Annotated in this window: 25 protein-coding genes; 13 read left to right on the top strand and 12 right to left on the bottom strand. The window is 72.7% G+C overall.

What is annotated here, in order from left to right:
• Positions 1-11: 11 nt before the first annotated feature.
• A complete protein-coding gene (locus tag ACZ6I3_RS11970; protein ID WP_469413906.1) occupies positions 12-1,367 on the bottom strand; it encodes a M20/M25/M40 family metallo-hydrolase in 1,356 nt (451 codons plus the stop codon).
• A 133-nt stretch (positions 1,368-1,500) separates the two neighbouring features.
• Between ACZ6I3_RS11970 and ACZ6I3_RS11965 the strand changes: the two genes are divergently transcribed.
• Complete coding sequence (locus ACZ6I3_RS11965; RefSeq protein WP_469413905.1) at positions 1,501-2,742, top strand: geranylgeranyl reductase family protein; 1,242 nt, start codon at positions 1,501-1,503, stop codon at positions 2,740-2,742.
• On the opposite strand, the gene ACZ6I3_RS11960 is transcribed toward ACZ6I3_RS11965, so the two are convergent.
• The gene (locus tag ACZ6I3_RS11960; RefSeq protein WP_469413903.1) at positions 2,726-3,175 is read right to left on the bottom strand and encodes a nitroreductase family deazaflavin-dependent oxidoreductase; all 450 of its coding nucleotides are present in this window, start codon (positions 3,173-3,175) and stop codon (positions 2,726-2,728) included. The two genes, ACZ6I3_RS11965 and ACZ6I3_RS11960, sit on opposite strands and share 17 nt — an antisense overlap.
• Before the next feature lie 153 nt (positions 3,176-3,328).
• Here ACZ6I3_RS11960 and ACZ6I3_RS11955 point away from each other — a divergent pair, with 153 nt between their 5' ends.
• From ACZ6I3_RS11955 to ACZ6I3_RS11945, 3 genes are all read left to right on the top strand, one after another.
• Complete coding sequence (locus tag ACZ6I3_RS11955; protein ID WP_469413902.1) at positions 3,329-4,033, top strand: TetR/AcrR family transcriptional regulator; 705 nt, start codon at positions 3,329-3,331, stop codon at positions 4,031-4,033.
• A 112-nt stretch (positions 4,034-4,145) separates the two neighbouring features.
• Positions 4,146-5,369 carry a sensor histidine kinase gene (locus tag ACZ6I3_RS11950; RefSeq protein ID WP_469413900.1) on the top strand — a complete coding sequence of 408 codons (1,224 nt, stop codon included), beginning with the start codon at positions 4,146-4,148 and terminating at the stop codon, positions 5,367-5,369.
• Positions 5,370-5,406: 37 nt separating this feature from the next.
• Entirely contained in the window at positions 5,407-6,072 is a 666-nt protein-coding gene (locus tag ACZ6I3_RS11945) for a response regulator (RefSeq protein ID WP_469413899.1), read from the top strand.
• Here ACZ6I3_RS11945 and ACZ6I3_RS11940 read toward each other — a convergent pair.
• Together ACZ6I3_RS11940 and ACZ6I3_RS11935 are read right to left on the bottom strand one after the other, a co-directional pair.
• Complete coding sequence (locus tag ACZ6I3_RS11940; protein ID WP_469413897.1) at positions 6,033-6,317, bottom strand: DUF6332 family protein; 285 nt, start codon at positions 6,315-6,317, stop codon at positions 6,033-6,035. The two genes, ACZ6I3_RS11945 and ACZ6I3_RS11940, sit on opposite strands and share 40 nt — an antisense overlap.
• A 293-nt stretch (positions 6,318-6,610) precedes the next feature.
• Positions 6,611-8,092, bottom strand: a complete 1,482-nt coding sequence (locus tag ACZ6I3_RS11935; protein ID WP_469413896.1) for an MFS transporter — start codon at positions 8,090-8,092, stop codon at positions 6,611-6,613.
• 86 nt (positions 8,093-8,178) lie between these two features.
• Between ACZ6I3_RS11935 and ACZ6I3_RS11930 the strand changes: the two genes are divergently transcribed.
• Positions 8,179-8,574 (top strand): MarR family winged helix-turn-helix transcriptional regulator, encoded by a 396-nt coding sequence (locus ACZ6I3_RS11930; protein ID WP_468189228.1) that lies wholly within the window; start codon positions 8,179-8,181, stop codon positions 8,572-8,574.
• Positions 8,575-8,595: 21 nt separating this feature from the next.
• Here the strand turns inward: ACZ6I3_RS11930 and ACZ6I3_RS11925 are convergent, their stop codons facing one another.
• Both ACZ6I3_RS11925 and ACZ6I3_RS11920 read right to left on the bottom strand, forming a co-directional pair.
• Positions 8,596-9,324, bottom strand: a complete 729-nt coding sequence (locus ACZ6I3_RS11925) for a maleylpyruvate isomerase family mycothiol-dependent enzyme (protein WP_469414085.1) — start codon at positions 9,322-9,324, stop codon at positions 8,596-8,598.
• A gap of 76 nt (positions 9,325-9,400) precedes the next feature.
• Positions 9,401-10,582 carry an MFS transporter gene (locus ACZ6I3_RS11920; RefSeq protein ID WP_469413894.1) on the bottom strand — a complete coding sequence of 394 codons (1,182 nt, stop codon included), beginning with the start codon at positions 10,580-10,582 and terminating at the stop codon, positions 9,401-9,403.
• 133 nt (positions 10,583-10,715) lie between these two features.
• Here ACZ6I3_RS11920 and ACZ6I3_RS11915 point away from each other — a divergent pair, with 133 nt between their 5' ends.
• Positions 10,716-12,194: a glutamate-cysteine ligase family protein gene (locus tag ACZ6I3_RS11915; RefSeq protein WP_469413892.1), complete on the top strand. Its 1,479-nt coding sequence runs from the start codon at positions 10,716-10,718 to the stop codon at positions 12,192-12,194.
• A 19-nt stretch (positions 12,195-12,213) separates the two neighbouring features.
• Here ACZ6I3_RS11915 and ACZ6I3_RS11910 read toward each other — a convergent pair whose 3' ends face one another.
• The 3 genes from ACZ6I3_RS11910 to ACZ6I3_RS11900 are packed head-to-tail and all read right to left on the bottom strand — an operon-like array spanning position 12,214 to position 14,927.
• Complete coding sequence (locus tag ACZ6I3_RS11910; RefSeq protein WP_469413890.1) at positions 12,214-13,335, bottom strand: Gfo/Idh/MocA family protein; 1,122 nt, start codon at positions 13,333-13,335, stop codon at positions 12,214-12,216.
• Positions 13,305-14,015 carry a ThuA domain-containing protein gene (locus ACZ6I3_RS11905; protein ID WP_469413889.1) on the bottom strand — a complete coding sequence of 237 codons (711 nt, stop codon included), beginning with the start codon at positions 14,013-14,015 and terminating at the stop codon, positions 13,305-13,307. Before ACZ6I3_RS11905 ends, ACZ6I3_RS11910 begins: the two co-directional genes overlap by 31 nt.
• A 51-nt stretch (positions 14,016-14,066) precedes the next feature.
• A complete protein-coding gene (locus tag ACZ6I3_RS11900) occupies positions 14,067-14,927 on the bottom strand; it encodes a class I SAM-dependent methyltransferase (RefSeq protein WP_469413888.1) in 861 nt (286 codons plus the stop codon).
• A 91-nt stretch (positions 14,928-15,018) separates the two neighbouring features.
• Here ACZ6I3_RS11900 and ACZ6I3_RS11895 point away from each other — a divergent pair, with 91 nt between their 5' ends.
• Positions 15,019-15,450, top strand: a complete 432-nt coding sequence (locus ACZ6I3_RS11895) for a helix-turn-helix domain-containing protein (RefSeq protein WP_469413886.1) — start codon at positions 15,019-15,021, stop codon at positions 15,448-15,450.
• Positions 15,451-15,633: 183 nt separating this feature from the next.
• Here ACZ6I3_RS11895 and ACZ6I3_RS11890 read toward each other — a convergent pair whose 3' ends face one another.
• The 3 genes from ACZ6I3_RS11890 to ACZ6I3_RS11880 all read right to left on the bottom strand — a co-directional run bounded on the left by ACZ6I3_RS11890 (position 15,634) and on the right by ACZ6I3_RS11880 (position 18,801).
• A complete protein-coding gene (locus ACZ6I3_RS11890; RefSeq protein WP_469413884.1) occupies positions 15,634-16,443 on the bottom strand; it encodes a DeoR/GlpR family DNA-binding transcription regulator in 810 nt (269 codons plus the stop codon).
• A 67-nt stretch (positions 16,444-16,510) separates the two neighbouring features.
• A complete protein-coding gene (gene pdxA / locus ACZ6I3_RS11885; protein WP_469413881.1) occupies positions 16,511-17,566 on the bottom strand; it encodes a 4-hydroxythreonine-4-phosphate dehydrogenase PdxA in 1,056 nt (351 codons plus the stop codon).
• A complete protein-coding gene (locus ACZ6I3_RS11880) occupies positions 17,563-18,801 on the bottom strand; it encodes a four-carbon acid sugar kinase family protein (RefSeq protein ID WP_469413880.1) in 1,239 nt (412 codons plus the stop codon). Before ACZ6I3_RS11880 ends, pdxA begins: the two co-directional genes overlap by 4 nt.
• A gap of 222 nt (positions 18,802-19,023) precedes the next feature.
• Here ACZ6I3_RS11880 and ACZ6I3_RS11875 point away from each other — a divergent pair, with 222 nt between their 5' ends.
• From ACZ6I3_RS11875 to ACZ6I3_RS11850, 6 genes are read left to right on the top strand one after another with little or no spacing between them, the layout of a single operon-like run.
• A complete protein-coding gene (locus ACZ6I3_RS11875) occupies positions 19,024-20,637 on the top strand; it encodes an ABC transporter substrate-binding protein (protein ID WP_469413878.1) in 1,614 nt (537 codons plus the stop codon).
• A gap of 3 nt (positions 20,638-20,640) precedes the next feature.
• Complete coding sequence (locus ACZ6I3_RS11870; RefSeq protein WP_435281512.1) at positions 20,641-21,570, top strand: ABC transporter permease; 930 nt, start codon at positions 20,641-20,643, stop codon at positions 21,568-21,570.
• Between the two features lie 2 nt (positions 21,571-21,572).
• A complete protein-coding gene (locus tag ACZ6I3_RS11865; RefSeq protein ID WP_469413875.1) occupies positions 21,573-22,487 on the top strand; it encodes an ABC transporter permease in 915 nt (304 codons plus the stop codon).
• Positions 22,484-23,323: an ABC transporter ATP-binding protein gene (locus ACZ6I3_RS11860; protein ID WP_469413873.1), complete on the top strand. Its 840-nt coding sequence runs from the start codon at positions 22,484-22,486 to the stop codon at positions 23,321-23,323. Before ACZ6I3_RS11865 ends, ACZ6I3_RS11860 begins: the two co-directional genes overlap by 4 nt.
• Positions 23,320-24,132, top strand: coding sequence for an ATP-binding cassette domain-containing protein (locus ACZ6I3_RS11855; protein WP_469413871.1), 813 nt, complete (start codon positions 23,320-23,322; stop codon positions 24,130-24,132). The genes ACZ6I3_RS11860 and ACZ6I3_RS11855 overlap by 4 nt, the downstream gene beginning before the upstream one ends.
• A complete protein-coding gene (locus tag ACZ6I3_RS11850; protein ID WP_469413869.1) occupies positions 24,129-25,106 on the top strand; it encodes an aldo/keto reductase in 978 nt (325 codons plus the stop codon). The genes ACZ6I3_RS11855 and ACZ6I3_RS11850 overlap by 4 nt, the downstream gene beginning before the upstream one ends.
• Positions 25,107-25,127: the final 21 nt, after the last annotated feature.

Here is a 25,127-nt window from a genome sequence, read left to right as displayed (position 1 = left end):
GGGCAGAGCGGTCAGCTCGCCGCGTAGGTGCGCAGGAACAGTGCCTCCGCCACCGACAGCCGCTCCAGTTCCCCGGGGGACACGCTCTCGTTCACCGCGTGGATCTGGGCCTCCGGCTCGCTCAGTCCGATGAGGAGGATCTCCGCACGCGGGTAGAGGGAGGCGAGGGTGTTGCACAGCGGGATGGAGCCGCCCTGGCCCGCGTACTGCATCTCCTGGCCCGGGTACGCCACCGCCATCGCCGAGGCCATGGCCTGGTAGGCCGGGCTGGTGGTGTCGGCGCGGAACGGCTGGCCCTCGCCGATCTGCTCGGTGCTGACCCGCGCGCCCCACGGCGTGTGGGCCTCCAGGTGCGCCTGGAGCAGCTTGGCCGCCCCGCCCGCGTCCACGCCCGGCGGCACCCGCAGGCTGATCAGCGCGCGGGCGCTCGACTGCACCGACGGCGTGGCGCCGACGACGGGCGGGCAGTCGATGCCGAGGACCGTGACGGCCGGGCGCGACCAGATGCGGTCGGCGACCGTGCCGGACCCGATCAGCTCGACGCCGTCCAGCACCTTGGCGTCCTGCCGGAACTGCTCCTCGTCGTACTGCAAGCCCTCCCAGGCCCAGTCCGCGGAGAGCCCGTCGACGGTCGTCGAACCGTCCTCGGCGCGCAGCGAGTCCAGGACGCGGATCAGGGCGGCGAGCGCGTCGGGCGCGGCACCGCCGAACTGGCCCGAGTGCAGATTGCCCGCGAGCGTGTCGACGCTGACGCGGACGAGGGTCATACCGCGCAGCGTGGAGGTCACCGTCGGCAGGCCGACGCGGAAGTTGCCCGCGTCGCCGATGACGATGGTGTCGGCCTCCAGCAGGTCCGGGTGCTCCTCGGCGTACCGCTCCAGACCGCCCGTGCCCTGCTCCTCCGAGCCTTCGACGATCACCTTGACGTGGACCGGCACGCCGCCGTTGGCCTTCAGCGCCCGCAGCGCCAGCAAGTGCATGATCACGCCGCCCTTGCAGTCGGCGGCGCCACGCCCGTACCAGCGTCCGTCCCGCTCGGTCAGCTCGAACGGCGGGGTCGTCCAGCCGGCCTCGTCGAGCGGCGGCTGCACGTCGTAGTGGGCGTAGAGCAGGACGGTCTTCGCACCCTCCGGGCCGGGCAGGAAGCCGTAGACCGACTGCGTGCCGTCGGGGGTGTCGAGCAGGGCCACGTCCTGGAAACCCTCGGCGGCGAGCGCGTCCGTGACCCAGCGGGCCGCGCCCTCGCTCTCACTCCTCGGGAACTGGCCGAAGTCCGCCACCGACCGGAAGGCCACCAGTTCGGTGAGCTCCGCCCTCGCCCTCGGCATCAGCGAGGCGACGGTCTCGGCGACCGGATTCGACGACATGGGCACGCTCCTTGTGGGTGCGACGTTGAAGAGTTGAGTGCTGTAGATCCTCCCACAGCGGGCTGTGACCAGGTCCGCCGTAGGATGCGGGAGACAGCAGGGCAGGCGGCTTGATCGGGAGCAGTAGACCATCGTGAGCAGCGAGAACTCTTCGGCGGACGACGCGCGGCAGGTGTGGGACGTCGTTGTGGTGGGTGCGGGACCCGCGGGAGCTTCGGCCGCGTACGCGGCGGCGGTCGCCGGGAGACGCGTGCTGTTGCTGGAGAAGGCGGAGTTGCCGCGGTACAAGACGTGCGGCGGCGGCATCATCGGCCCCTCGCGCGACGCCCTCCCGCCCGGCTTCGAGCTGCCGTTCAAGGACCGGGTGCACGCGGTGACGTTCTCGCACGACGGCCGCTTCACGCGGACCCGCCGGTCCAAGCAGATGCTGTTCGGGCTGATCAACCGCCCCGAGTTCGACCAGCAGCTCGTCGAGCACGCGCAGAAGGCGGGCGCCGAGCTGCGTACGGGCGTCACCGTCCAGCGGGTCGAGCAGCACGGCTCGGAGGTGCCGGACCGGCGCACGGTCGCCGTTGTCCTCCAGGGCGGCGAGGTCCTGCTCGCGCGCTCGGTGGTCGGGGCGGACGGCAGCGCCAGTCGCATAGGGGCGCATGTCGGGGTCAAGGTCGACCAGGTGGATCTCGGCCTGGAGGCGGAGATCCCGGTGCCGGAGACCGTCGCCGAGGACTGGAAGGGACGGGTGCTCATCGACTGGGGTCCGATTCCCGGCAGTTACGGCTGGGTCTTCCCCAAGGGCGACACCCTGACGGTCGGGGTGATCTCGGCCAGGGGGGAAGGCGCCGCGACGAAGCGGTACCTGGAGGACTTCATCGGCCGGCTGGGCCTCGCCGGCTTCGAACCGAGCATCTCCTCGGGGCACTTGACCCGCTGCCGGGCCGACGACTCGCCGCTGTCGCGAGGCAGGGTGCTGGTCTGCGGCGACGCCGCGGGACTGCTGGAGCCGTGGACCCGCGAGGGCATCTCCTTCGCGCTGCGGTCCGGCCGGCTCGCGGGGGAGTGGGCGGTGCGGATCGCCGAGGCGCACGACGCCGTGGACACGCGCCGGCAGGCCCTCAACTACGCGTTCGCGGTCAAGGCCGGGCTCGGTGTGGAGATGAGCGTCGGCAAGAGGCTGCTGACGGCGTTCGAGCGTCGCCCGGGTCTGTTCCACGCGGCGCTGATGGGCTTCCGCCCGGCCTGGAAGGGCTTCAAGGACATCACGCGGGGCGCGACGTCGCTGGGCGAGATCGTCCGTACCCATCCCATGGCCCAGCGGGCGCTGACGGCGGTGGACCGCCGTCCCACGGCGGACGGCGAGGTCAGCTCGTCACCGTGATCTCGAAGACCGGGTGGTCGGGGGCGATCCGGCGCAGCTCGTCGTCCGGGGAGTCCGGGCCCACTCCGTTGAAGAAGACCCCGACCTCCGCCTTCCAGCGCTTGAGGTAGGCGCGCAGGACCGGGGTCTTGTCGTCGTCGGCCACCTCGGTCGCGGAGAACGTGTCCACGTGCTTGCCGAGGTGCAGCTCGCCGCCGCCCGCGGCGCGCATGTTGTGGGTCCACTGGACGTGGCCGCGCGGCGCCACGAGGTACTGCCGGCCGTCCAGGGTCATCAGGTTGACCGGGGTGGTGCGCCACTGGCCGCTCTTGCGGCCGCGGACGGCGAGGACACGGGAGCCCCAGACGCTGATGCCGCGGCGGGTCATCCAGGCCACGAGGCGGTTGATGACGTTGACGGTGACCCAGCCGGGCTTCTGGACGTGTGTGGACATGGGGTCCCCCTGGTCTCTCTGTGATGGAGCGGCGCTCTCTTTTGTGAGCACTGCTCTCTCGCTGACTTCAGTCTGCCCGAGGTCGGCCCTCCAGTGCAAGAGCACTGCTCTCGTTTGTGTGCACTGCTCTGCTTCCGTGGCACACTTACCCGCATGAGCACCGCACAGGGCGCCCGTGCCCGGGCCAGGATCGAAGTCACCGCGGCCATCAAGGACGAGGCCCGCAGACAGCTCGCGGCCGAGGGCGCCGCCAGGCTCTCCCTGCGCGCCGTGGCCCGTGAGCTCGGCATGGTCTCCTCCGCGCTGTACCGCTACTTCCCCAGCCGGGACGACCTGCTCACCGCACTCATCATCGACGCCTACGACTCCCTCGGCGAGCGGGCCGAGGCGGCCCATGAGCCGGCGGCCGACCCCTTCCGCCGATGGATCGCGGTCTGTGAGGCGGTGCGGGGCTGGGCGCTGGACCACCCCCACGAGTACGCGCTGATCTACGGATCGCCCGTGCCCGGCTACACCGCCCCCGACACCACCGTCCCGGCTGCCGCCCGCGTCGGCCTCCTGCTCATCGGCATCGCACGCGACGCCCACCGCGGCTCCGGCCTCGCCGGACCCACACTGCCGTCCGAACTGCGCCCGGAGGCCGAGCGGATCGCCGCCGACCTCGCACCCGACCTCCCACCGGAGGCGGCGACAGCTCTCGTCGCGGCCTGGGCCCAGCTGTACGGCCTGGTCGGCTTCGAGCTGTTCGGCCAGTTCCACCGGGTGGTGGAGGACCGGGAGGCGTTCTTCCGGCACGCGGCGGGGCAACTGGCCCGGGGGGTGGGACTGGTGTATCCGCAGCCCGGGTCCGCCCCGTAGAGCCGGGCTGGAGTCCGAGGCACTGAGAGGCCTTCGTACTGCCCCGGGAGTAGGAGTGATCACCACGCCTGGGTGACGCCGCTCCGGGCGGGCGGAGTCTAGCGTGGCCGGTATGGACGAGCAGCGCGCGCGGGGCGGCCCGCCGCAGTGGTGGCGCCACGGGCCTCCGTGGTGGGACCGGTGGGGGGAGGGGGATCGTGCGCCCCGGTGGCCCTGGCGGTCCACCGTCGCGGTCACGGTCTTCGTGCTGGTCGGTTCGACCTTCGCCGCACACGGCCAGGAGGGCGAACGGGCGGCGCTCGACATGTTCGCACGCGTGCTGCTGCTGGTGGCCGGAGGACTGCTGCTGTGGCGGAAGCGGTATCCGGTGGCCGTGGTCTTCGGCACCGCGGGCGCCGCCCTGATCTACCTGGGGGCCGGGTATCCGTACGGGCCGGTGCTCCTCACCGTCGCTCTGGCGTGCTTCAGCGCGATCGTCGCCGGGCACCGCTGGGCGGCGTGGGCCGCGATGGGAACGCTCTGGGCCGGTCACGTCCTGGTGGCGCACTGGCTCTACCAGTGGCTGCCGCCGTCGGGGGACTCCGCCGCTTCCTGGGGCGAGGAGATCGTCGTCGCCACCTGGGTGGTCGCGATCGCGGCGGTGTCGGAGCTGTTCCGGGTCCGGCGTGAGCAGTGGGTCCGGGAACGGGCCGAGCGTGCCGAGGCAGCGCGGCGGCGGGCCGACGAGGAGCGGCTGCGGATCGCGCAGGAGCTGCACGACGTCCTTGCGCACAGCATCTCCGTGATCCATGTGCAGGCGGGGGTCGGTCTCGCGCTCCTCGACTCCGACCCCGAGCAGGCCCGTACGGCGCTCACCACGATCAAGGACCAGAGCAAGGAGGCGCTCGGCGAGGTGCGCCAGGTGCTCGACACGCTGCGTGCGCCCGGTGCCGCGCCCCGTGCCCCGGCGCCCGGGCTGGACCGGCTGTCCGAGCTGGTGGAGCAGGCGGCGAGCGCGGGTCTCACGGTCGAGGTGGAAGGAGAGCCGCCACGCCTCGCGCCCGGCACGGACCTCGCCGCCTTCCGGATCGTCCAGGAGGCCCTGACCAACGTCGTACGGCACTCGGGTTCGCGGCACGCGCGCGTGCGCCTCGCGCACGACGCGGACATGCTGCGGCTACGGGTCGACGACGACGGGCCCGCGACCGGCGCCGACGCGGGCGGCGGCGGCAACGGGCTGGTCGGTATGCGGGAGCGGGCCGCCGCGCTGGGTGGCACCATCGAGGCGGGGCCCCGCCCGGACGGCGGTTTCCGGGTGCTCGCCGTACTGCCGCTGACGGCGTCCGCCGGCACCTGAGCCGACGGCGGACCGCAGGACGACGCAAGGAGGACCGGTGATCCGCGTACTGCTCGCCGACGACCAGTCACTGGTCCGGGCAGGGTTCCGGGCACTGCTCGACGCACAGCCGGACATCGAGGTGGCCGCGGAGGCCGCCGACGGCGAGGAGGCCGTGCGCAGGATCCGCGAACTGCGGCCCGACGTCGTCCTGATGGACATCCGCATGCCCGCGCTCGACGGCCTGGCCGCGACCCGGAAGGTCACCGAGGACGCGGGACTGAAGGACGTCAAGGTGGTCATGCTCACCACCTTCGAGCTCGACGAGTACGTCTTCGAGGCGATCCGCTCGGGTGCCTCCGGCTTCCTGGTCAAGGACACCGAGCCGGAGGAACTCCTGCGCGCGGTACGGGCGGTGGTCGCGGGCGACGCACTGCTCTCGCCCGGGGTGACGCGCCGGCTGATCGCCGAGTTCGCGGCCCGCTCCAAGGAGCCCGCGGCGGCCGGCGCCCTGTCCGGGCTCACCGAGCGGGAGCGGGAGGTGATGGCCCTGGTCGGCATCGGCCTGTCCAACGAGGAGATCGCCCGCCGTCTGGTCGTCAGCCCGCTCACCGCGAAGACCCACGTCAGCCGCACCATGGTGAAGCTCGGCGCCCGCGACCGGGCCCAACTGGTCGTGCTCGCCTACGAGTCGGGGCTGGTGCGGCCGGGCTGGCTGGGCTGATTCCCTGACCGGAACCGGAGCAGCACGCTGACGACCCGGGCGGCGAAGAGCACGGGCGCGAGCACCAGCCCGGCGCGCACCAGCACCGTCTCCAATGTCTTTGGAAGCGCGAAGAGCAGCGCGGGACCGGCCACGACCCCGAAGACGACCGCCGCCGCGAAGGCCGCGCTGCACAGCGCGTACCCGATCTCGACGGTGACCGCGTCCCGTTCGGCCTGACTGCGCCGTCCCCCGTAACTCGTCATACGGCGAGTCAAACAGCAGTGCGCCCGGCGGGCAAGACAGCTCGCCGGGCGCACTGTGGAAGGCGTTCCCCTAGGGCCTGTCGTTTGGATCAGGTCGCAGGAAAGCGACGGTGCTGTTCGGCGCCGGTGAGCGGGGCTTGGTGCGTGCAGCTGCAAGGCGGAGGAGGGCGTCGACGCGATGGGGGCACCTCCCGCGCGAGCGCAGCCGAGCGTGGGGGAGTCGGCAACCGACGACAACGCGGCAGATGCGCGTGCCAAGCCCCGCGTCTGCGACGTGATCCAAACGACAGGCCCTAGTCGCGTACGGGTACGCGCTCCGACTCCCTGGGAGTGGACTTGGCGACCACGACGGACGGCCGGTCCCGGCGGGTCCGCAGGCCCGTGAGAGTGATCAGCAGACCGGCGAGGGCGATGAGGGTCACGACCACGAGGCCGGGACGGTAGCTGTCGAGGACGGCCTGCGGGGTGGCGGCGCCCTTCTCCGGGCTGTTCGCGGTCACCACCGCCGTCACCACCGCGAGGAAGATCGCACCGCCCACCTGGACGGAGGTGTTGAGCAGTCCGGAGACCATGCCCTGCTCGTGCTCGTCGACGCCGTTGGTGGCCTGGACGTTGAAGGAGGGGAAGGTCAGCGCGAAGCCCGAGCCGACCAGCAGCATCGTCGGCAGGATCACCGAGGCGTACCCGGGGTTCAGGTCGATGCGCAGGAACAGGACGTAGCCGGCCACCATCAGGGCGAAGCCGAGCACCATCAGCCGGGCCGTGCCGAACCGGTCGATGACGGCGCCCACCTTCGTCGCGGACAGCGCCACCAGCGCGCCCGCCGGCAGGAATGCCAGGGCCGTGTGCAGCGCGGACCAGCCGAGCAGCTGCTGCATGTACAGGGTGACCAGGAACTGGAAGCCGATGTAGCTGCCGACGAACGTCAACGCACCCAGCTGCGCCCGCACTTGCGGCCCCGAGCGCAGCACCCCGAGCCGGATCAGCGGGCTGGGGCTGCGCCGTTCGACGGCGACGAAGGCCGCCAGCAGTACGGCCACGGCGGCGAAGGACAGGACGGTCCGGGCCGCGGCCCAGCCCACCTCGGGCGCCTCGACGACGGTGAAGACGAGCAGCAGCATCGAGGCGGTGCCGAGGACGGCGCCGGGGATGTCGTAGCCGCCCTGGCCGCGCTCGCGCTCACTGCGCGGCAGCAGCCTCAGGCCCACGAACAGGGCGATCAGCGCGATCGGGGCGGGCAGGAGCATGGTGAGCCGCCAGCTGGCCTCCGTGAGCAGGCCGGAGAAGACGAGGCCCATCGAGTAGCCGGTGGCGCCGCAGGTGGTGTAGATGGCCAACGCCCGGTTGCGCAGCGGGCCTTCGGGGAACGTCGTGGTGATGATCGACAGGCCGGCCGGGGCCGTGAAGGCCGCGCTCAGGCCCTTGATGAAGCGGCTGGCGATGAGCAGCGGCCCGGAGTCGACGAGACCGCCGAGCAGCGAGGCCAGCGCGAAGACGCCCAGCGCCACCAGGAAGACCTGGCGCCGGCCCAGCAGGTCGGCGGCCCGTCCGCCGAGGAGCAGCAGACCGCCGTAGCCGAGGATGTAGCCGCTGACGATCCATTGCAGTGCCGAGGTCGACAGGCCGAGGTCGGCGCCGATGGACGGCAGCGCGACGCCGACCATGGACACGTCCAGGGCGTCCAGGAACATCGCGGCGCAGAGCACCAGCAGGGTGCCCCAGAGTCGCGGCGTCCACCGTCCGTCGGACGTGGGTGTGGTGAGCGGAGAGGTCATGCCCGAGAGATTACATGCGCATGCATGAGATGCAAGTGCACTTAATTCAGGTGCAACAAACCTGGCTCTCTGTTACGGTGCGGCCCATGGCGGCGAAGCAGGCCGAGCAGGCGCTCGTGGAACAGTGGCGGGACATTCTGGCGCTGCACGCGCGAACGCAGTGTGAACTCGACCGTGCTCTGCACGGCCACGGCCTGTGCGCCAGTGATTTCGAGGTGCTCGACGTCCTCGCCGGGTGCCGGACGCCGAAGGGCACCCCGTCCTACCGCGTGCAGGAGATCTCCGAGCGGGTCCATCTGAGCCAGAGCGCGCTGTCGCGGCTGATCGCCCGGCTGGAGAAGGACGGGCTCGTGGAGCGCTGTATGTGCTCCGAGGACCGGCGGGGTGTGCAGGTCGCGCTCACGGCGAAGGGGCGCGCGCTGCACGGCGAGGTGCTGCCCGTGCAGCGCGAGGTGCTGGCGCGGATGCTGACGGAGGACTGAGCAGCCCAGCGCGCGGAGCGGTCAGACGCCGGACGCCTCCCGCCACAGGGTGGCGAGCGCCTGGTCGCCCGTGACGTTCGGCAGCGGGGCCCGGTTCCACAGGGCCAGGTACAACTGCTCAGCCGGACCGGACAGTTCGCACTCCGCCTCGTCGGTCGCGCCACGCGTGGTCACGGGCGGCTCCGCGGACAGCCGTACGGTCCACACCGCGTCGGTGTCGTCCGTGCGCACGCGCAGGACGCGTGGCTCGGGGGTGCGCACCCGGCTCCTGGAGCGGGCGTGGAAGCCGCGCAGTAGTTCGTCGATGCCGTCGGTCGCGAAGTCCGGGGCGACGGCCGTCGGGGTGCCTCCGCGTGCGGACTCGGCGTCGATCCGGTGCACGGCCGTCTCGTGTGCCTGCCGTCGGGTCCAGAAGGCCAGCGGGGACGGCGCGGGCAGGAAGGCCCAGCACTCCACGTCGGGCGAGGTGCCGGCCAGGGTGTCGACGAGATGGCGGTGGCTGTCGCGGTACCAGGCCACGAGTTCCGTGCCGTCGAGGTCCGGAGCCTCACCCAGCGGGCGGCGCTCGGTGAGCCCCTCGGCGACGTACGACGCGGCCCAGCGGTGCACCGTGCCCGTGTGCCGCAGCAGGTCGCGTACCTGCCACTCCGGGCAGGTCGGCACCTTCGCGTCCGTCCCGGCCTCCTCGGCGGCCGCGGCCAGCAACAGGCCCTCTGACTCCAGCGCGTGCAGGAACTCGGCGGTCTCCATGACGCCGAGTCTGCCGCATGGAGCGCGCTCCATGCCTGGGTTTTCCATGGGGCGCAAGGGCGGCGGCCGCCCCTCCTCAGCCCCCGGACTCCCGCCGCGTCGCCGCCCCCACGAGCGCCCCGACCGCCGCCGCCACCGCCGCGAGCACCGCCACGCTGGTCAGGGCGGCCGGCAGGGTGAACCAGTCCGCCATGAAGCCGATCGCGGGCGGCCCGAGGAGCATGCCGCCGTAGCCGAGGGTGGAGGCCGTGGCGACGCCGCTGGGGCCGGCGAGCGCACCCGCCCGTTCCACGGCCACCGGGAAGAGGTTCGCCAGGCCGAGGCCCGTGACCGCGTACCCGAGCAGGGCCGCCCACAGAGACGGGGCGAGTGAGCCGAGCAGCATTCCGGCCGCCGCGGTGCTGCCGCCCGCGACGACGGTCCGGGTCCGCCCCAGACGTTCCAGGAGCGTGGTGCCGGTCAGCCGACCCACCGTCATGGCGAGCGCGAAGCACGAGTAGCCGGCGGCCGCGGCGCCCGGCGAGGCATCCAGGTCCTGTTCGAGGTGCAGGGCGCCCCAGTCGGCCAGCGCCCCCTCGCCGTACGCGGTGCACCCCGCGATCACGCCGAAGACGATCACCAGCCCCCGGGTACGGCCGTCCAGCCGCTGTGGGGCGCCCTGCGCGGGGCGTTCCCGCTCGGGTGGCGTCGGCGGCTCGTGCCGCAGCAGCGTCGGTCCCGCCAGGGCCGTCACCAGCAGTCCGACGACGGTGAGCAGCAGCAGATGCCGGGTGGGGGAGAGGACTCCCGCGAGCAGCCCGCCCAGACCCGCGCCGACCATGCCGCCCAGGCTGAACGCGGCGTGGAAGCTCGGCATGACCGGCCGCCCCAACGCGGTCACCAGCTCGACGGCCGCGCTGTTGAAGGCGACGTTGATCCCGCCGTACGCGGCGCCGAAGAACAGCAGCACGAGACCGAGCGCGAGGACCGAGTGGGTCAGCGGGGGCAGGGCCACGCTGAGGGAGAGCAGGACGGCGCAGGCGACGGTGACCTGGTGGTTCCCGTAGCGGCGGCACAGGCGGCCGGTGAGGGTCATGGTGATGACGGCGCCGGCCGAGACACCCAGGAGGGCGAGGCCCAGGGCGCTGGCGGAGGCGTTCGTCTGTTCCTTGATGGCGGGAATGCGCACGACCCAGCCGGCGAAGACGAAGCCGTCGAGGGCGAAGAAGACGGTGATCGCGATGCGGAGTCGGGTGAGGGAACTGCCGTTGCCCGGCACGGCACTGTGCGTTCGGGGTTTGTTTATTTGCGGCACAAACTCAGGTTAGGTGGGTGCGGGGGCGGCGACAAGGTGCGACTCTGGGACGAGAGGCATCCGCCGAGAGGGAAGCCGAGGCGACTCGGGAGGACGCATGGGACGTGACGTGCCGGCCCGGGTGTTCACGCGGGAGGACCGCCGTCGCTACCGGCAGAAGATGCACACCGACCTCGAAGTGCTGGCGCGAATGCTCGCCGAGTCGGGCTTCGAGAGCGAGCGCCCCCGGGTAGGGCTGGAGATCGAACTCAACCTGGTGGACGACGAGGGACTGCCCGCGATGCGGAACACCGACGTCCTCCAGGCGATCGCCGACCCCGCCTGGTCGAGCGAGCTGGGCCGCTTCAACCTGGAGATCAACGTCGCGCCCCGGGAACTGACGACCGGCGGCCCCGGAGACTGGGAGCGGGAGATCCGGGACGCCCTGAACCACGCCGAGGACCGCGCTTCGGCCGTCGGCGCCCACCTGATCATGGTCGGCATTCTGCCGACGCTGGGGGAGACGCATGTCAGCGAGGCCGCCCTGTCCGGCGACCCCCGGTACCAGTTGCTGAACGAGCAGATCTTCGCGGCGCGCGGCGAGGATCTGAGGATCACGGTGGACGGTGTCGAGCGCCTGGCGACGTACGCCGACACCATCACCCCCGAGGCCGCCTGCACCAGCACCCAGTTCCACCTCCAGGTCGCCCCGAGGGAATTCCCGCACTACTGGAACGCGGCCCAGGCCATCGCGGGCGTGCAGATCGCCCTCGCGGCGAACTCGCCCTATCTGTTCGGCAGGGAACTGTGGCGTGAGACCCGCATCCCCCTGTTCGAGCAGGCCACCGACACCCGGCCCGAGGAGATCAAGGCCCAGGGCGTACGGCCCCGGGTGTGGTTCGGGGAACGGTGGATCACCAGCGTGTTCGACCTCTTCGAGGAGAACGTGCGCTACTTCCCCGCCCTCCTGCCGCTGTGCGACGACGAGGACCCGCAGCGGACGCTCGACCGGGGCGGCGTTCCGGAACTGGGCGAACTGACCCTGCACAACGGCACGATCTACCGCTGGAACCGCCCGATCTACGCCGTCACCGACAGCGGTCCGCATCTGCGCATCGAGAACCGGGTACTGCCCGCAGGCCCCACCGTCGCCGACACCATCGCCAACGGCGCCCTCTACTACGGACTGACCCGCGCCCTGGTCGACGAGGACCGGCCGGTGTGGACGCGGATGTCCTTCTCGGTCGCCGAGGAGAACCTGCACACCGCGGCCCGCGACGGCATCGACGCCCGCCTGTACTGGCCCGGCGTGGGCGAAGTGCCGGTCACGGAACTGGTGTTGCGGCGTCTGCTGCCGCTCGCCCACCGGGGCCTGGAGCTGGCCGGCATGGACGACGCGTGGCGCGAACCCCTGCTCGGCATCATCGAGCAGCGCTGTGTCACCGCCCGCAACGGCGCCCTCTGGCAGGCCGAGACGGTCCACCATCTGGAGAAGGCCGGCATCTCCGACCGGCGTGAGGCACTGCGGCAGATGACCACGACGTACATGGACTACATGCACATGAACGCGCCCGCACACACCTGGCCCGTGGACTGACCCCCGCGGCATCGCCCGGTCACGCCAGGCCGGGAGCGACCGGGCCCTTCCAGTCCCCGGCGGCCGTCCACGGCACCGGATCGGGCGCCCGCGCCGACGTCGTCAGCTCGATCCGCCGTCCCTCGGCCGACGAACGCAGCAGGGCCGTCATCGTCTCCAGGACGTGCAGGGCGAGTTCGCCGTTCGCACGCGGCGCCCGCTGCCCGTCGGCGGTGATGAAGTCGAGCAGCCCGACGCCGCGTGCGCCGTCCTCGTAGCCCGCCGACGCCGGCAGGGCGCGCCATCGGGTGTCGCCGAGCGCGTGCAGCCGGACCTCGCCGTCGAAGCGGTTCGGATCGGGTACCGAGAGGGTCCCCGTCTCGCCGTGGACCTCGATCGGAGCGGCCGTGGTGGCCACACCGTCGAAGCTCGTCGTGATCGTCGTCAGCGCCCCGCCCGCGTGTTCCAGCACTCCGGAGACATGGCTGTCCACCTCGACCGGGATCCGCTCGCCCGTGCGCGGCCCGGAACCGATGATCCGCTCGGCGCGCAGCCGGCCGGCCGCCCCGATCACGGCACGCACCGGGCCCAGCAGGTGGATCAGGGACGCGAGGTAGTACGGCCCCATGTCCAGCAGGGGGCCGCCGCCCTCGGTGTAGTAGAAGTCGGGGTGGGGATGCCAGCGTTCGTGGCCCGGGGTGACCATCACGGCCGAGGCGAACTGGGGACGTCCGACGCGCCCCGCCTCGACGGCCGCCCGCGCCGTCTGGACCCCGGTGCCCAGGACGGTGTCCGGCGCGCACCCCACACCGACGCCCGCCTTCGCCGCGGCCTCCACGACGGCGCGGGCGTCGGCGAGTGTCGCCGCCAGCGGCTTCTCGCCGTAGACGTGCTTCCCGTGGCCGATGGCGCCGAGGGCGATCCCGGCGTGGGCGGCCGGGGTGGTGAGGTTCAGCACCGTGTCCACGTCCGAACTGCCCAGCAACTCCTCGACCGTCAGCGCCTCGACGCCGGGCCGTTCGGCGGCGACGGCGGCCGACCGGGAGGCGTCGAGGTCCGCGACCGCCGTGACGCGCACGGCGGGATGTCCGGCGAGCGTGTCGAGGTACGCGCGGGAGATGACGCCGAGTCCTACGACGCCGATGCGGTGCGCGTCGCCCACAGCATGCCCCTCTCGATGATGGCGCGGACGTCGGGGTGCTCCAGCACGTCGAGGCTGTGCCCCGGTGTCGTCACCAGGACGCGCCCGGCACCCCATCGGCGGGTCCAGACCGCCGGCGAGGTGACCGGCCGGTGCCAGGGCTGCCACGGCCGGGCGGGATGCGTGGTGGTGGCCAGGACGTCGATGAGGTCGTCGTGGAGCACCCAGTACTGCTCGGTGTCCAGCTCGAAGTCCTCGATGCCCGCCGTGACGGGATGTTCGCGGCCGGCCTCGGTGAGGGTGATGGTGTGCGGCAGGAAGTTGTCCTCCGCCCCGCCCCGGCGCTCGCACGGTTCCTTGCCGGGGTGGGTGGCGAACTGGCCGCCGACCAGGTGGAGATAGTCGGCCGAGGCGCGGAACGAGTCGGCGATACCGCCGTGCCAGCCGGTGAAACCGGTGCCGGCCACGACCGCCGAGGTCAGTCCGGCCACCTGCTCGCGCGTGATCTCCGACATCGTCACGCACTGCACGACGAGGTCGGTGGCCGCCATCTCGGCGGTGTCGGCGTAGACGTCGGTCGACTCCTCGACCCGGACGGCGTATCCGTTGTCCCGGAGGAAGGGAAGGAACAGCTCCGTCGCCTTGACCGGCTCGTGGCCTTCCCATCCGCCTCGGACAACCAGTGCTCTTTTCTGCGTCATCGTGATCTCACTATGCGCGGGGCTCCCGGGCTTCGAAAAGGGGGCCGGACCTCACGAAAGTTTCGCGGCCGAGGCCCGGGCGCCGACCGTCCAGCAGGCCGCGGTGAAACGGACTTCCGAGCCGTGCACGAAGGGGTCGAAGGCGGCGCGGACGGTCTCGACGACCTGTGCGCGGGTCTTCTCGTCCACCTCGGGCAGGGCCATGCCGAGGGGCCCGAGCCGGGTGAAGTAGCGGACCAGGTCCTTCTCGGGCAGGGTGCAGACGACGTCGACCGGCCGGATGTCGATCTCGGCCCAGCCGCTGTCGCTGAGGATGCGACGGACCTTGTCCGGGTCCGCGAAGGCGAACTGTCCCGGCTCGTCGGGCCGTCGCACGGGAAGGTCCGGCAGCAGTGGCGCGGCGGCGCGCTGGGCCGTCGTCATGAACGGGTTCTCGGCGGGGTCCCGCCAGACGACGAACCGGAGCGCGGCCCCGTCCCGGGCGGCGCTCCGGAGATTCGCGAAGGCCCGGACGGGGGCGTCGAAGAACATGACGCCGAAGCGCGAGATGACGGTGTCGAAGGTGCCGGGCTCGAAGGCGTGCTCCTGGGCGTCGGCGCGCACGAAGGAGGCCGGTACGCCCTCCCGGTCGGCGCGCTCCCGGGCGGTGTCGATCAACGGCCCGGAGATGTCGACGCCGACGCAGTGAGCCGCCGGGCCGAGCCGTCGCGCGACGGCCAGGGTGGTGCCGCCCGTCCCGCAGCCGATGTCGAGCACGCGCTCAGCGCCCTCGGCGGACACTGCGTCGACGAGCAGGTCCTCCAAGGACCTGAACATCCCCTCCAGCACATGCTGCAGATCCACCCAGGCGTGACCGGCGCGCCCGTTCCAGCGGGCGCTCTGTTCGTCGTCGTTCCTGCGCTCGGCGTCCATGCTCGTCGGCTCTCCTTCTGCTTGCCTGCGTCTTGCCTTCGTCGGGGCGAGATGACAGCGTTCTACTTCAAGTCGACTTGAGGTCAAGGGAATGACGGACCTGGACATCGCCGAAGTGGCCCAGCGCGCCGGGGTGCCCGCCTCGACGCTGCGGTTCTACGAGGAGAGGGGGCTGATCGCCCCGACCGGCCGGCGAGGGCTGCGCCGGCAGTACGATCCCGGCGTACTGGAGCGGCTGGCGCTGATCGCGCTGGGGCGGACGGCCGGGTTCTCGCTCGACGAGATCGCGCGCATGTTCGTGCCGGACGGACCGCCGCGGATCGACCGGCGCATGCTGGCGGACAAGGCGGCGGAGCTGGACCGCAGGATCCGCGAACTGGGTGTCCTCCGCGACTCCCTGCGACACGCCGCCGCCTGCCCCGCGCCGAGCCACATGGAGTGCCCCACCTTCCGCGGCCTCCTCGACGCGGCAGCGTCAGGCGGGGCCCCCACGCCGCGGAGGCGGATGCCGCCCGGCGGCTAGCCGTGTTCGCAAGGTCCCGCCTGCCCCGCGACGCCGCGGGGCCCGCCCTCCGGGCGGACGCCGGGACGTTGCGGACACGGCCTGGCGGCCCGTTCGGCTCCTCGCCGGGCACGGCCCGGTGGCGTGGCGCACGAGCGGGTTCTGCCGCCGCGCGCCGGGGCCGGCGGTGCTACGGCCCCGGTGCTACGCGCTGTCGCCGTGCGGGCCGACCGGCGCCCGCTCCGGCGTGGTGGTCACCGTCGCCACCCCGCGGGCCCGCAGCTCCGCGAGGACGGCCGGGTCGGCCGTCTCGTCCGTGACCAGGGTCCAGCCCTCGCACAGGGCCGTCCAGGCGTGGAAGGGGCGGCGGCCGAGCTTGGCCGCGTGGGCGAGGACGTAGACGTGGTCGGCGCGGCGGGCCATCAGCTCCTTGAGGCGGGTCTGGCGCAGATCCGCCTCGCAGATGCCCAGTTCGGGCGAGATGCCGTCCGTGCCGAGGAAGACCCGGTCGAACGTCAGGCGCTCCAGGGCCGCTTCCGTGAGCGGCCCGACGAAGCCCTGGCTGAGCGGGCGCAGGGTGCCGCCGAGGCACTCCACGTGCACCGTCTCGACATCGGACAGCGCCTGCAGCGCGGTGAGTCCGGTCGTCGCCACGGTGAGGTCCTCGGCCGTGCGCAGCTCGTGGGCGAGCGCGCCGACCGTGGAGCCGGCGTCGAGCAGCAGCGTCTCACCGGGCCGCACCTGGGCCGCCGCCCAGCGGGCGATGGCCTGCTTGGCCTCGAAGGCCTCGCCCACGCGCTGCCGCAGGGACGCCTCGGGATGCGCGGCCAGCGCCATGGCCCCGCCGTAGGTGCGGGCCAGCCGCCCGTCGGTGGTGAGCTTGGCCAGGTCGCGGCGGATGGTCGAGGCCGTCACGCCGAACAGCTGCGACAGCTCCTCCACGCTCGCCAGGCCGGTGGTGGTGGCGAGGTGGACGATGCGATCGCGCCGCGCCTTGGATCCGGTCACAGACATAGGTTCTTCATGTCCTCAATAGTCCTGGGCCGTCCTGGGTCGCACACGTGCCTGCCGCGAACCGCGGTCAGCGGGCGGCCGGAGCGGTCGACATCTCGGCGGCCTGGCGCAGAGCCTCGACCATGCTACCGGGCTCGGCCCGGCCGGTTCCGGCGATGTCGAAGGCGGTGCCGTGGTCGACGGAGGTGCGGATCACCGGCAGCCCGACGGTGAGGTTGATCCCGGCCTCGATGCCGAGGACCTTGACGGGGCCGTGCCCCTGGTCGTGGTACATCGCGACGATGAGGTCGTAGTCGCCGCGCGAGGCCAGGTAGAACGCCGTGTCCGCGGGCAGCGGACCGCGCGCGTCGATGCCGTCGGCGCGCACCGTCTCCAGCGCCGGGACGATCTTCGTCTCCTCCTCGCCGTAGCCGAACAGGCCGTTCTCGCCCGCGTGCGGGTTGATGCCGCAGACACCGATCACCGGGTCGGCGGTCCCGGCGCGCACCATCGCCTCGTGGCCGCGGCGCACCGTGCGCTCCACCAGGCCGGGCTCGATGCGGTTCACGGCGTCGATCAGCCCGATGTGGGTGGTGACGTGGATGACCTTCACCCGGGGGGTCGACAGCATCATCGACACCTCCTCGACGCCCGTGAGATGGGCGAGGAGTTCGGTGTGGCCGGGGTAGAGGTGACCGGCGGCGTGCAGGGCCTCCTTGTTGAGGGGGGCGGTGCAGATGCCGTCCACCTCGCCGCGCAGGGCGAGTTCGGCGGCGACACGGACGTAGTGGTAGGCGGCGTCCCCCGCGACGGCGGACAGCTCGCCCCAGGGCAGGTCGGCGGGGAGCAGCCCGAGGTCGATCACATGCACGCGGCCGGGCCCGAACTCGGCCTGGGCGGGATGCTCGACCGGCACGATCTCGCAGCTGATGCCGAGAATGCCGGCCGCCTGCCGCAGGCGCTCGGCGTCGCCAACGACGACGGGTCGGCAGTCGCGCAGGGTGTCGGGGTGCAGCAGCGCCGGGACGATGACCTCGGGCCCGATGCCCGCGCCGTCGCCCATGGTCACCGCGATGACCGGGAGCGGCCGGGCGGCCGCGGAGGTCTGGCCGGCGGTGGCGGCGGAGGAGGGGGCTGCGTTCACGGGGCTACTCCTGTGGGGTCGGTCGGAACGTGGCGTACGGGTGCGGGGCGCAGGGCCCGGACGATGCGCCGCAGGGAGTCGGCCTCGCCGTAGCTGCCGGGCCGGGTGACGACCGAGCGGCCGTCGGGTGTGCGGGAGAGGACCGCACCGTGGTGGATCTGGCCCACCGGGCGCAGGTCGGTGACGCGCAGGACGTCCAGGACGCGGCGGGCGGTCTCGCCGCCGGTGAGGACCAGGTCGCAGTCGTGCGCCGCGTCGGCGACGGTGTCGGCGAGCGCGGCGACGAGACGGCGCGCGACGGAGGGGTCGGCCGCTCCGGTGACGCGGACGACCGTGACGGCGGCGACGGGAGGAGGGAGCCGCCGCGGGGAGTGCAGGAGATCGAAGGTGGTGAGGGAGACCTCGTGCGCTCCGTCCGCGAGGAGGTGCGCGACCTGTTCGCGGGCTGACGGCTCGGCCGTGCCCACGACGATCAGCAGCGGCCGGACGGCGTCCCCGGCGTCGAGCGTGTTCTCCCCGTGCGTGCCCAGCAGCCGTCCCAGGGCGCCCGCGAGTCCGCCGGTGCCCAACAGCCGTATCCCGGGGCCCAGTTCGAGGGCCGCCGCGGCGATCGCGTCGAGGTCGGTCTCGGTCTCCGCGTCGCACACCGGATGGCGTCCCTGCGCGAAACACGCACGCAGCGCTTGCCGTAGCGCGCCGGGCGCACCGCGTACGTCGGTGAGCGGCACGGGAGCTGACGGCAGGTCACCGAGCGCGGCGGCGACCGAGGGCGGGGCGGGCCGCGCCTCGGCGCGCCAGGCGTCCGCCTCGTGCAGCGGCACCCCGTCGAGGTGGACCACCCCGCCCCGGACCGTGCGCCGCGCCGCCGGCAGCGCGGTCGCGATCACCACGCCCCGGCCGTCCCGCGCGTAGGCGGCCGCCTCGGCGGCGAGATTGCCCCTGAGCAGCGAGTCGACCTTCTTGAAGAGCACCGTCGCGGCGGGCACCGCGTGCGTGACGTCCCGGACCGCCCGCGCCGCCTCGGCGCCGGGCAGCTGCCGCGAGTCGAGGTCGAGCACGAGGGACTCTCCGGGCACGGACGCCACCGGTGTGGGGACCGGCCCCAGCAGGATCCGGGCGGGCGAGCGCAGCGCCGCCGCGGTCTCGGCGGCGCCGGACAGATCGTCGGCGAGAGCGAGTACGGGCCGGAGGGCGGCCTGGACGGGGCCGCCGGGGCTGGCAGCGGAGAGGGACACGGGCACCTCCTCGGGCGGCCCGGTCGGGCTGCCTCGGGAACCGATGATGACATGAGTTGCGCGAAATGCGCGAGACCCCTTGCGCACTTCGCGCAGTCGTGCCACCTTTTCCGGCGCGACACCTGTTCGTATCCCGCCGGCCCGGCCCCCCCCGACCGGGCCGCGGCGAGAGCCGCACGAACACCACGAGCCGGTCGCCCCCGGAACGCGAGAAGGTCGACGATGACCCCAAGCCCTTATGACGCACCCCCGGACCAAAGCCCTCAGTGGCAGCCCCTCGGCCGCCCCGTCCGCCGCCGCACCCTGCTGCGTCTCGGCGCGCTCGGCGGCACGGGTCTCGCCCTCGGTCCTCTCTCCGCCTGCGCCGGACCCACCGGAGCCCCCGGCCCCGGCACCCTCACCCTCGGCCTGAACCGCTCCCTGGTGAGCCTCGACAACAAGCTCAACCAGTTCGACGCCGCCGTCACCGTGCAGCGCGCGGTCCGCCAGGCGCTCACCAGCATCGGCCCCGGCATGCGCGTCCAGTCCGTCCTCGCCGACCGGTTCGCGATGACCGGGCCGACCACCTGGAGCGTGCGGCTGCGCGAGGGCGTGCGCTACTCCGACGGCGGCCCCGTCACCGTCGAGGACGTCGCCACCGCCCTGGAGATGTACGGCAAGGTCAACGGCTCCTTCCTCCTCGGCCTCTTCCCGGAGCTGCCCACCGTCGAGAAGACCGGCGAGCGCACCTTCGAGCTGCACACCGAGCGCCCGGTGCCCGTGCTCGACCGCCTCATGGCCAACATCCACATCACCCCGGCCGCCGCCAACCGCCCCGAGGAACTCCAGAGCGGCGTCGGCTCGGGACCGTACAAGGTGATCGAGGCCAACAGCGGCGCGGGCGAGTACACCCTCGCCCGCAACCCCCGCTACTGGGGCCGCCCGGCCCGCGTCGAAACCGTCCGGGTGCGCTTCGTGCCCGAGGAGTCCAGCCGGGTCATCGCCCTGCGCAGCGGCGAGCTGGACGTCGTCGACACCCTCACCCCGGACTCCGCCGAGCAGCTCACCGGGCTGCCGGGCGTCACCGTCGAGGAGAGGGCCGGCGCGCGCATCAACCAGCTCTTCTACAACTTCCGCAAGAAGCGGGGCGAGCCCCTCGCCGACCCCCGGGTCCGCCGCGCCCTCACCTACGCCGTCGACGGCGACGCCCTGATCAAGGACGTCCTCACCGACTCCGCGCAGGAGGCCCAGGGCGTCGTCCCCCTCGTCCTGGAGGGCGCGATACGCACCGGCGGGTACACCTACGACCCGAGCAGGGCGAAGGCCCAGCTCAAGGCACTGGGCGCCGAGGGCCTGCGGATCCGGATCATCTGGGAGTCGGGCGAGTTCGCCGCCGACAGCTCCGTCATGGAAGCCGTCGCCGACATGTTCCGCGACATCGGCGTCCGCGCGACGCTGCTCCAGTTCGAACCCGGCGGCGACATCCTGAAGTGGCGGCAGGGCCGCGGCGGCGACTGGGACGTCATCGGCAACGGCTTCCCCGGCACCACCGGCCAGGCCCTCACCTCCCTCCAGGGCATGTACGGCGGCACCCCTGAGCGGGAACGCACCCGCGACACCTACATGGGCTACGTCATCCCGGACATCCAGCGCCGCCTGGAGGACGCCGCCACCGAGACCGACGCCGCCACCCGCGACCGCAAGCTGGCCGCCGCGCAGCACGCCATCTGGAACACCTGGCCCAGCCTGTGGGCCTTCGCCCCCAAGACACTGCTCGCCCGCCGCGAGCGCGTGCACGACCTGGGCCTGCTCCAGCTCAACTCCTACGATCTGTCCGCCGTACGGCTGGAGGGCTGAGCCGTGGCCACCTACCTAGCACGCCGCATCGGCCAGAGCCTGCTGGCCGTCTTCCTCACCCTCACCACGGTCTTCCTGCTGCTGCGCCTGGCCCCCGGCGACCCGGCCGCCGCCTACGCCGCACCCAGCGCCACGGCCGCCGACCTCGCCCGCATCCGCGCCCAGTTCGGCCTCGACGAACCGCTCGTCGTCCAGTACGGGATCTTCCTGCGGGACCTGTGCACCGGGAACCTCGGCACCAGCTACTCCTTCCACGCCTCCGCGTTCCAGGTGGTCATGGACCGGCTGCCGTACACCATCACCCTCGCGGTCTCCGCCATCGCGGTCACCACCGTCGTCGCCGTACCGCTCGGCGTGTGGATGGCCCGACGTGCCGACACCAAGCGGGAGCTGGGCGCCAACGTCCTGACGATCACCGGGCAGTCGATGCCGGACTTCTGGACCGGCGTGATGCTGCTGACCGTCTTCGCGGTGCTGCTCCCGGTGCTGCCCGCCTCCGGCTTCACCTCCTGGAGCGGCCTGATCCTGCCCACGGTGACCGTGGCCGTCCTGCAACTCGCGCTGATCTCACGCCTGGTCCGCCGCGAGATGACCACCGCGCTCGCCGCCCCCTACACCACGGTCGCCCGCTCCCGCGGCGTCTCCGAACGCACCCTGACCTGGCAGTACGGCCTGCGCAACTCCGCCGTGCCGCTGGTCACCGCCCTCGGCACCCGCTTCGCGGCCCTGCTCAACGGTGTCGTGGTCGTCGAGGTCGTCTTCGGCTGGCCGGGCGTCGGCTCGCTCGTCGTGCGCGCGCTGGAGACCCGCGACTACCCGCTCATCCAGGCCACCGTCCTGGTGACGGCCACCCTCGCGATCCTCGTCCAGCTCCTCGTCGACCTCGCCTACCCGCTGTTCGATCCGCGCGTACGACTCGGAAAGGCGGCCTGACCATGGCCGGTGTCATCTCCACCCCGGTCGCCGGCACCGAACGGCCCAGCGCCGTCGGCGCCCGCGACCTCGCCCGGGCCACCGCGACCCGCCAGCGGCGCGGCTCACGCTTCAAGATCTGGGCCGGGTCCGTGTGCACGGCCCTCGTGGTCCTGCCCGTCGCCCTGGCGAGCGTGCTGCCCCTGCCGGAGGCCAACGCCCAGGACCTCTCGGAGCGCAGGCTGCCGCCGCTCAGCGCGGGGCACCTGCTCGGCACCGACCAGCTCGGCCGCGACCTGCTGTCGCGCATCCTGCACGGCGGCCAGGTCTCCCTGTCGGTCGGCGTCCTCGCGGTCCTGGTGTCCGGGCTGATCGGCATCCTCGCCGGTGCGGCCGCGGGCTTCTTCGGCGGCTGGGTCGACGCGCTCGTCTCCCGCTTCCTGGAGGCCCAGCTCGCCCTGCCCCTGCTGATGATGCTGCTGCTCGTCGTAGCCCTCTTCGGGCCCTCCGTCACCGTCATCACCTGTGTGATCGCCGTCGCGCAGTGGCCCGAGGTGGCGCGGCTGACCCGCTCTCTCGTCCTGGTCGAGCGCGAGAAACCGTACGTCGCCGCCGCCCGCGTGCTGGGCCTGCGCGGCTGGCAGATCCTCACCCGGCACGTGGTGCCCAACGTCGTCCGCCCGGTGAGCCTCGTCGTGCTGCTCCTGCTCGCCCAGGCGGTGCTGCTGGAGAGCGCCCTGAGCTTCCTCGGCGCCGGACCGCAGCGGCCCTTCGCCACCTGGGGCCGGATCATCTCCGACGGCCAGGCCTACATCACCACCTCGTGGTGGCTGGTCACCCTGCCCGGCCTGGTCATCGCCCTCCTCGTGGTCGGGGTCAATCTGCTGGGCGACGGACTGCGGGACCGCACCCGCCGCCGGAAGGGAGCCGGAGCATGAGCACCGGGACACCCCTGCTGGACGTCCGCGACCTCCAGATCGAACTCATCACCGCGCACGGCGTCGTCCGGGCCGTCGACGGCGTGACCTTCACTGTCGGCCGCGGCGAGACCGTGACCCTCATCGGCGAGTCAGGATCCGGCAAGTCGACCACCGCGATGGGCGTACTGCGCCTGCTGCCGGAGGGCCTTGCCGTGCTGTCGGGCAGCGTCCTCGTCGGCGGCCGGGACGTCGTCGCCGACCCCGGCGCGGCATGCGCGGTACGCGGCCGTACGGTGTCCCTGATCCCCCAGGACCCGATGACCGCCCTCAGCCCCGTCCACACCATCGGCCGGCAGCTCGGCGAGGCGATCCGCCTGCGCCACCCGGAACTGTCCAGGGCCCAGGCCCGCGACAGGGGCATCGAGCTGCTCGCCCAGGTGCGCATCACACGCCCCGAGACCCGCTGGAAGTCCTACCCGCACCAGTTCTCCGGCGGCATGCTGCAACGCATCCTCATCGCCATCGCCCTGGCCGGCGATCCGGAACTGCTGGTCGCCGACGAACCCACCTCCGCTCTCGACGCGACCGTCCAGGCCAGCGTCCTGGACCTGCTGATGGAACTCCAGGAACGCACCGGCATCGGCATACTGATGATCACGCACGACCTGGGCGTGGCCCGGCTGGTCTCCGACCGCATCCACGTCATGAAGGACGGCCGCTTCGTCGAGTCCGGACCGGCCGACCGCATCGTCGACCAACCCGCCGAGCCCTACACCCGAGCCCTCCTCGCCGCCGTGCCCCGCCTCGGCGCCTGGGACGAGGACGAGACCTCCGAGCGAGGAGCCACCCCATGACCCTGCTCCGCGTAGAGGACCTGGTCGTCGAATACCCGACCCCCAGTGGCCCTTTCCGGGCCGTCGACCAGGTCGGTTTCCAGCTCGACAAGGGCGGCTCGCTCGCGGTCGTCGGCGAGTCCGGCTGCGGCAAGTCGACCCTCGCCCGCGCCCTGGTCCGGCTGCTCACCCCACGGTCCGGCCGCATCGTCCTCGACGGCACGGACATCGCCACCCTTCCGGAGCGGAAACTGCGACCGCTGCGGCGCCGCGTCCAAATGGTCTTCCAGGACCCCTACGGCTCCCTCGACCCTCATCTGACCGCCCAGCAGATCGTGGCCGAGCCGCTGCGCCTCGGCGGTGCCTCGGACCGCGGCGAACGGTCCCGCCGTGCCGCCGAACTGCTCGACCAGGTCGGCCTGCCCCCGTCCGCACTGGAACGCCGCCCGGCCGACTTCTCCGGCGGCCAGCGGCAGCGCATCGGCATCGCCCGCGCCCTCGCCTCCCGGCCCGACCTGCTGGTCTGCGACGAGGCGACCTCCGCGCTCGACGTCTCCGTGCAGGCCCAGGTGCTCGCGTTGCTCAGGGAGTTGCAGGAGGAGACCGGCATCGCCTACCTCGTCATCGCGCACAACCTGGGCGTGGTGCGCGAGATGAGCACGGACGTCGTGGTGATGCGGGCCGGCCGCGTGGTCGAGGCCGGGCGGACCGAGACCGTCCTCGCCGCCCCGTCCGACCCCTACACCCGCGCCCTGCGCCGCGCAGCCCTCGACCCGACCGCCATCCACGGCGTGAAACCCCGCCGCGTACTGGAAGGAAGCTCCTCGTGACCACCGGCCTCACCTTGCCGCACGTCCCCGTCCCGTTGTCCCGTCTCGTTCTGGGCACGATGACCTTCGGCGACACCGTCGACCGCGCGTCGGCCGCGTCGATGCTGGACGCCGCGCTGGACGCGGGCGTCACGGGCGTGGACACCGCGAACGGCTACGCCGGTGGTGACAGCGAGCGGCTACTGGGGGAACTGCTGCCGGGCCGCCGGGAGCGGATCGTGCTGGCCACCAAGGCGGGCATCCCGCACCCCGACCAGGGCGACCACGCGCCCCTGTCACCGGCCGGACTGCGGGCCGCGCTGGAGGGCAGCCTGAAGCGGCTCGGGACCGACCACGTCGACCTGTTCTATCTGCACCAGCCGGACCGTGCGACCCCGCCGGCCGAAACCCTGGCGGCCGTCGCCGAGTTCGTGCGGGAGGGCAAGATCGGCGCGCTCGGCGTGTCCAACTTCGCGGCCTGGCAGATCGCCGAACTCACCCGCACGGCCGACGAGGTGGCCCCGCGTCCGGTGATCGCCCAGCAGCTGCACAACCTCCTCGCGCGCCGTATCGAGGAGGAGTACGTCGAGTACGCCGCCGTGACCGGCCTCGCCACAATGGTCTACAACCCGCTCGGCGGCGGCCTGCTCACCGGCCGTCACACCTTCGAACAGGCCCCGGACAGCGGCCGTTTCGGCGACTCGCGGCTGGCCGCGATGTACCGGCAGCGCTACTGGAACGAGGACCTGTTCCGCGCCGTCACCGACCTGGCCCGTATCGCCTCCGAGGCGGGCCTGCCGCTGACCGACCTGGCCCTGCGCTGGCTGCTGGAGCGACCCTCCACCGACGCCCTGCTCCTGGGCGGCTCCAGGACCGAGCACCTGCTCGCCAACATCGCCGCCGCTGCCGCGGGCCCGCTGCCCGCCGATGTCACCGCGGCCTGCGACGAGGTCGGCGCCCGCCTGCGCGGCCCGATGCCCGCCTACAACCGCTGACCCCCACCCTGACTGTTACGG

This window comes from Streptomyces sp. NPDC041940 (assembly GCF_055589465.1).
This window is presented reverse-complemented; position numbering and strand designations above follow the sequence as displayed.

Bases quoted from the DNA above. Each gene is read 5' to 3' on its own strand.
- ACZ6I3_RS11905 (WP_469413889.1), bottom strand. From the start codon at position 14,015: ATGACGCAGAAAAGAGCACTGGTTGTCCGAGGCGGATGGGAAGGCCAC.
- ACZ6I3_RS11970 (WP_469413906.1), bottom strand. From the start codon at position 1,367: ATGTCGTCGAATCCGGTCGCCGAGACCGTCGCCTCGCTGATGCCGAGG.
- ACZ6I3_RS11950 (WP_469413900.1), top strand. From the start codon at position 4,146: ATGGACGAGCAGCGCGCGCGGGGCGGCCCGCCGCAGTGGTGGCGCCAC.
- ACZ6I3_RS11860 (WP_469413873.1), top strand. From the start codon at position 22,484: ATGAGCACCGGGACACCCCTGCTGGACGTCCGCGACCTCCAGATCGAA.
- ACZ6I3_RS11855 (WP_469413871.1), top strand. From the start codon at position 23,320: ATGACCCTGCTCCGCGTAGAGGACCTGGTCGTCGAATACCCGACCCCC.
- ACZ6I3_RS11900 (WP_469413888.1), bottom strand. From the start codon at position 14,927: ATGGACGCCGAGCGCAGGAACGACGACGAACAGAGCGCCCGCTGGAAC.
- ACZ6I3_RS11960 (WP_469413903.1), bottom strand. From the start codon at position 3,175: ATGTCCACACACGTCCAGAAGCCCGGCTGGGTCACCGTCAACGTCATC.
- ACZ6I3_RS11895 (WP_469413886.1), top strand. From the start codon at position 15,019: ATGACGGACCTGGACATCGCCGAAGTGGCCCAGCGCGCCGGGGTGCCC.
- ACZ6I3_RS11940 (WP_469413897.1), bottom strand. From the start codon at position 6,317: ATGACGAGTTACGGGGGACGGCGCAGTCAGGCCGAACGGGACGCGGTC.
- ACZ6I3_RS11935 (WP_469413896.1), bottom strand. From the start codon at position 8,092: ATGACCTCTCCGCTCACCACACCCACGTCCGACGGACGGTGGACGCCG.
- ACZ6I3_RS11925 (WP_469414085.1), bottom strand. From the start codon at position 9,324: ATGGAGACCGCCGAGTTCCTGCACGCGCTGGAGTCAGAGGGCCTGTTG.
- ACZ6I3_RS11890 (WP_469413884.1), bottom strand. From the start codon at position 16,443: ATGTCTGTGACCGGATCCAAGGCGCGGCGCGATCGCATCGTCCACCTC.
- ACZ6I3_RS11875 (WP_469413878.1), top strand. From the start codon at position 19,024: ATGACCCCAAGCCCTTATGACGCACCCCCGGACCAAAGCCCTCAGTGG.
- ACZ6I3_RS11955 (WP_469413902.1), top strand. From the start codon at position 3,329: ATGAGCACCGCACAGGGCGCCCGTGCCCGGGCCAGGATCGAAGTCACC.
- ACZ6I3_RS11865 (WP_469413875.1), top strand. From the start codon at position 21,573: ATGGCCGGTGTCATCTCCACCCCGGTCGCCGGCACCGAACGGCCCAGC.
- ACZ6I3_RS11930 (WP_468189228.1), top strand. From the start codon at position 8,179: ATGGCGGCGAAGCAGGCCGAGCAGGCGCTCGTGGAACAGTGGCGGGAC.
- ACZ6I3_RS11915 (WP_469413892.1), top strand. From the start codon at position 10,716: ATGGGACGTGACGTGCCGGCCCGGGTGTTCACGCGGGAGGACCGCCGT.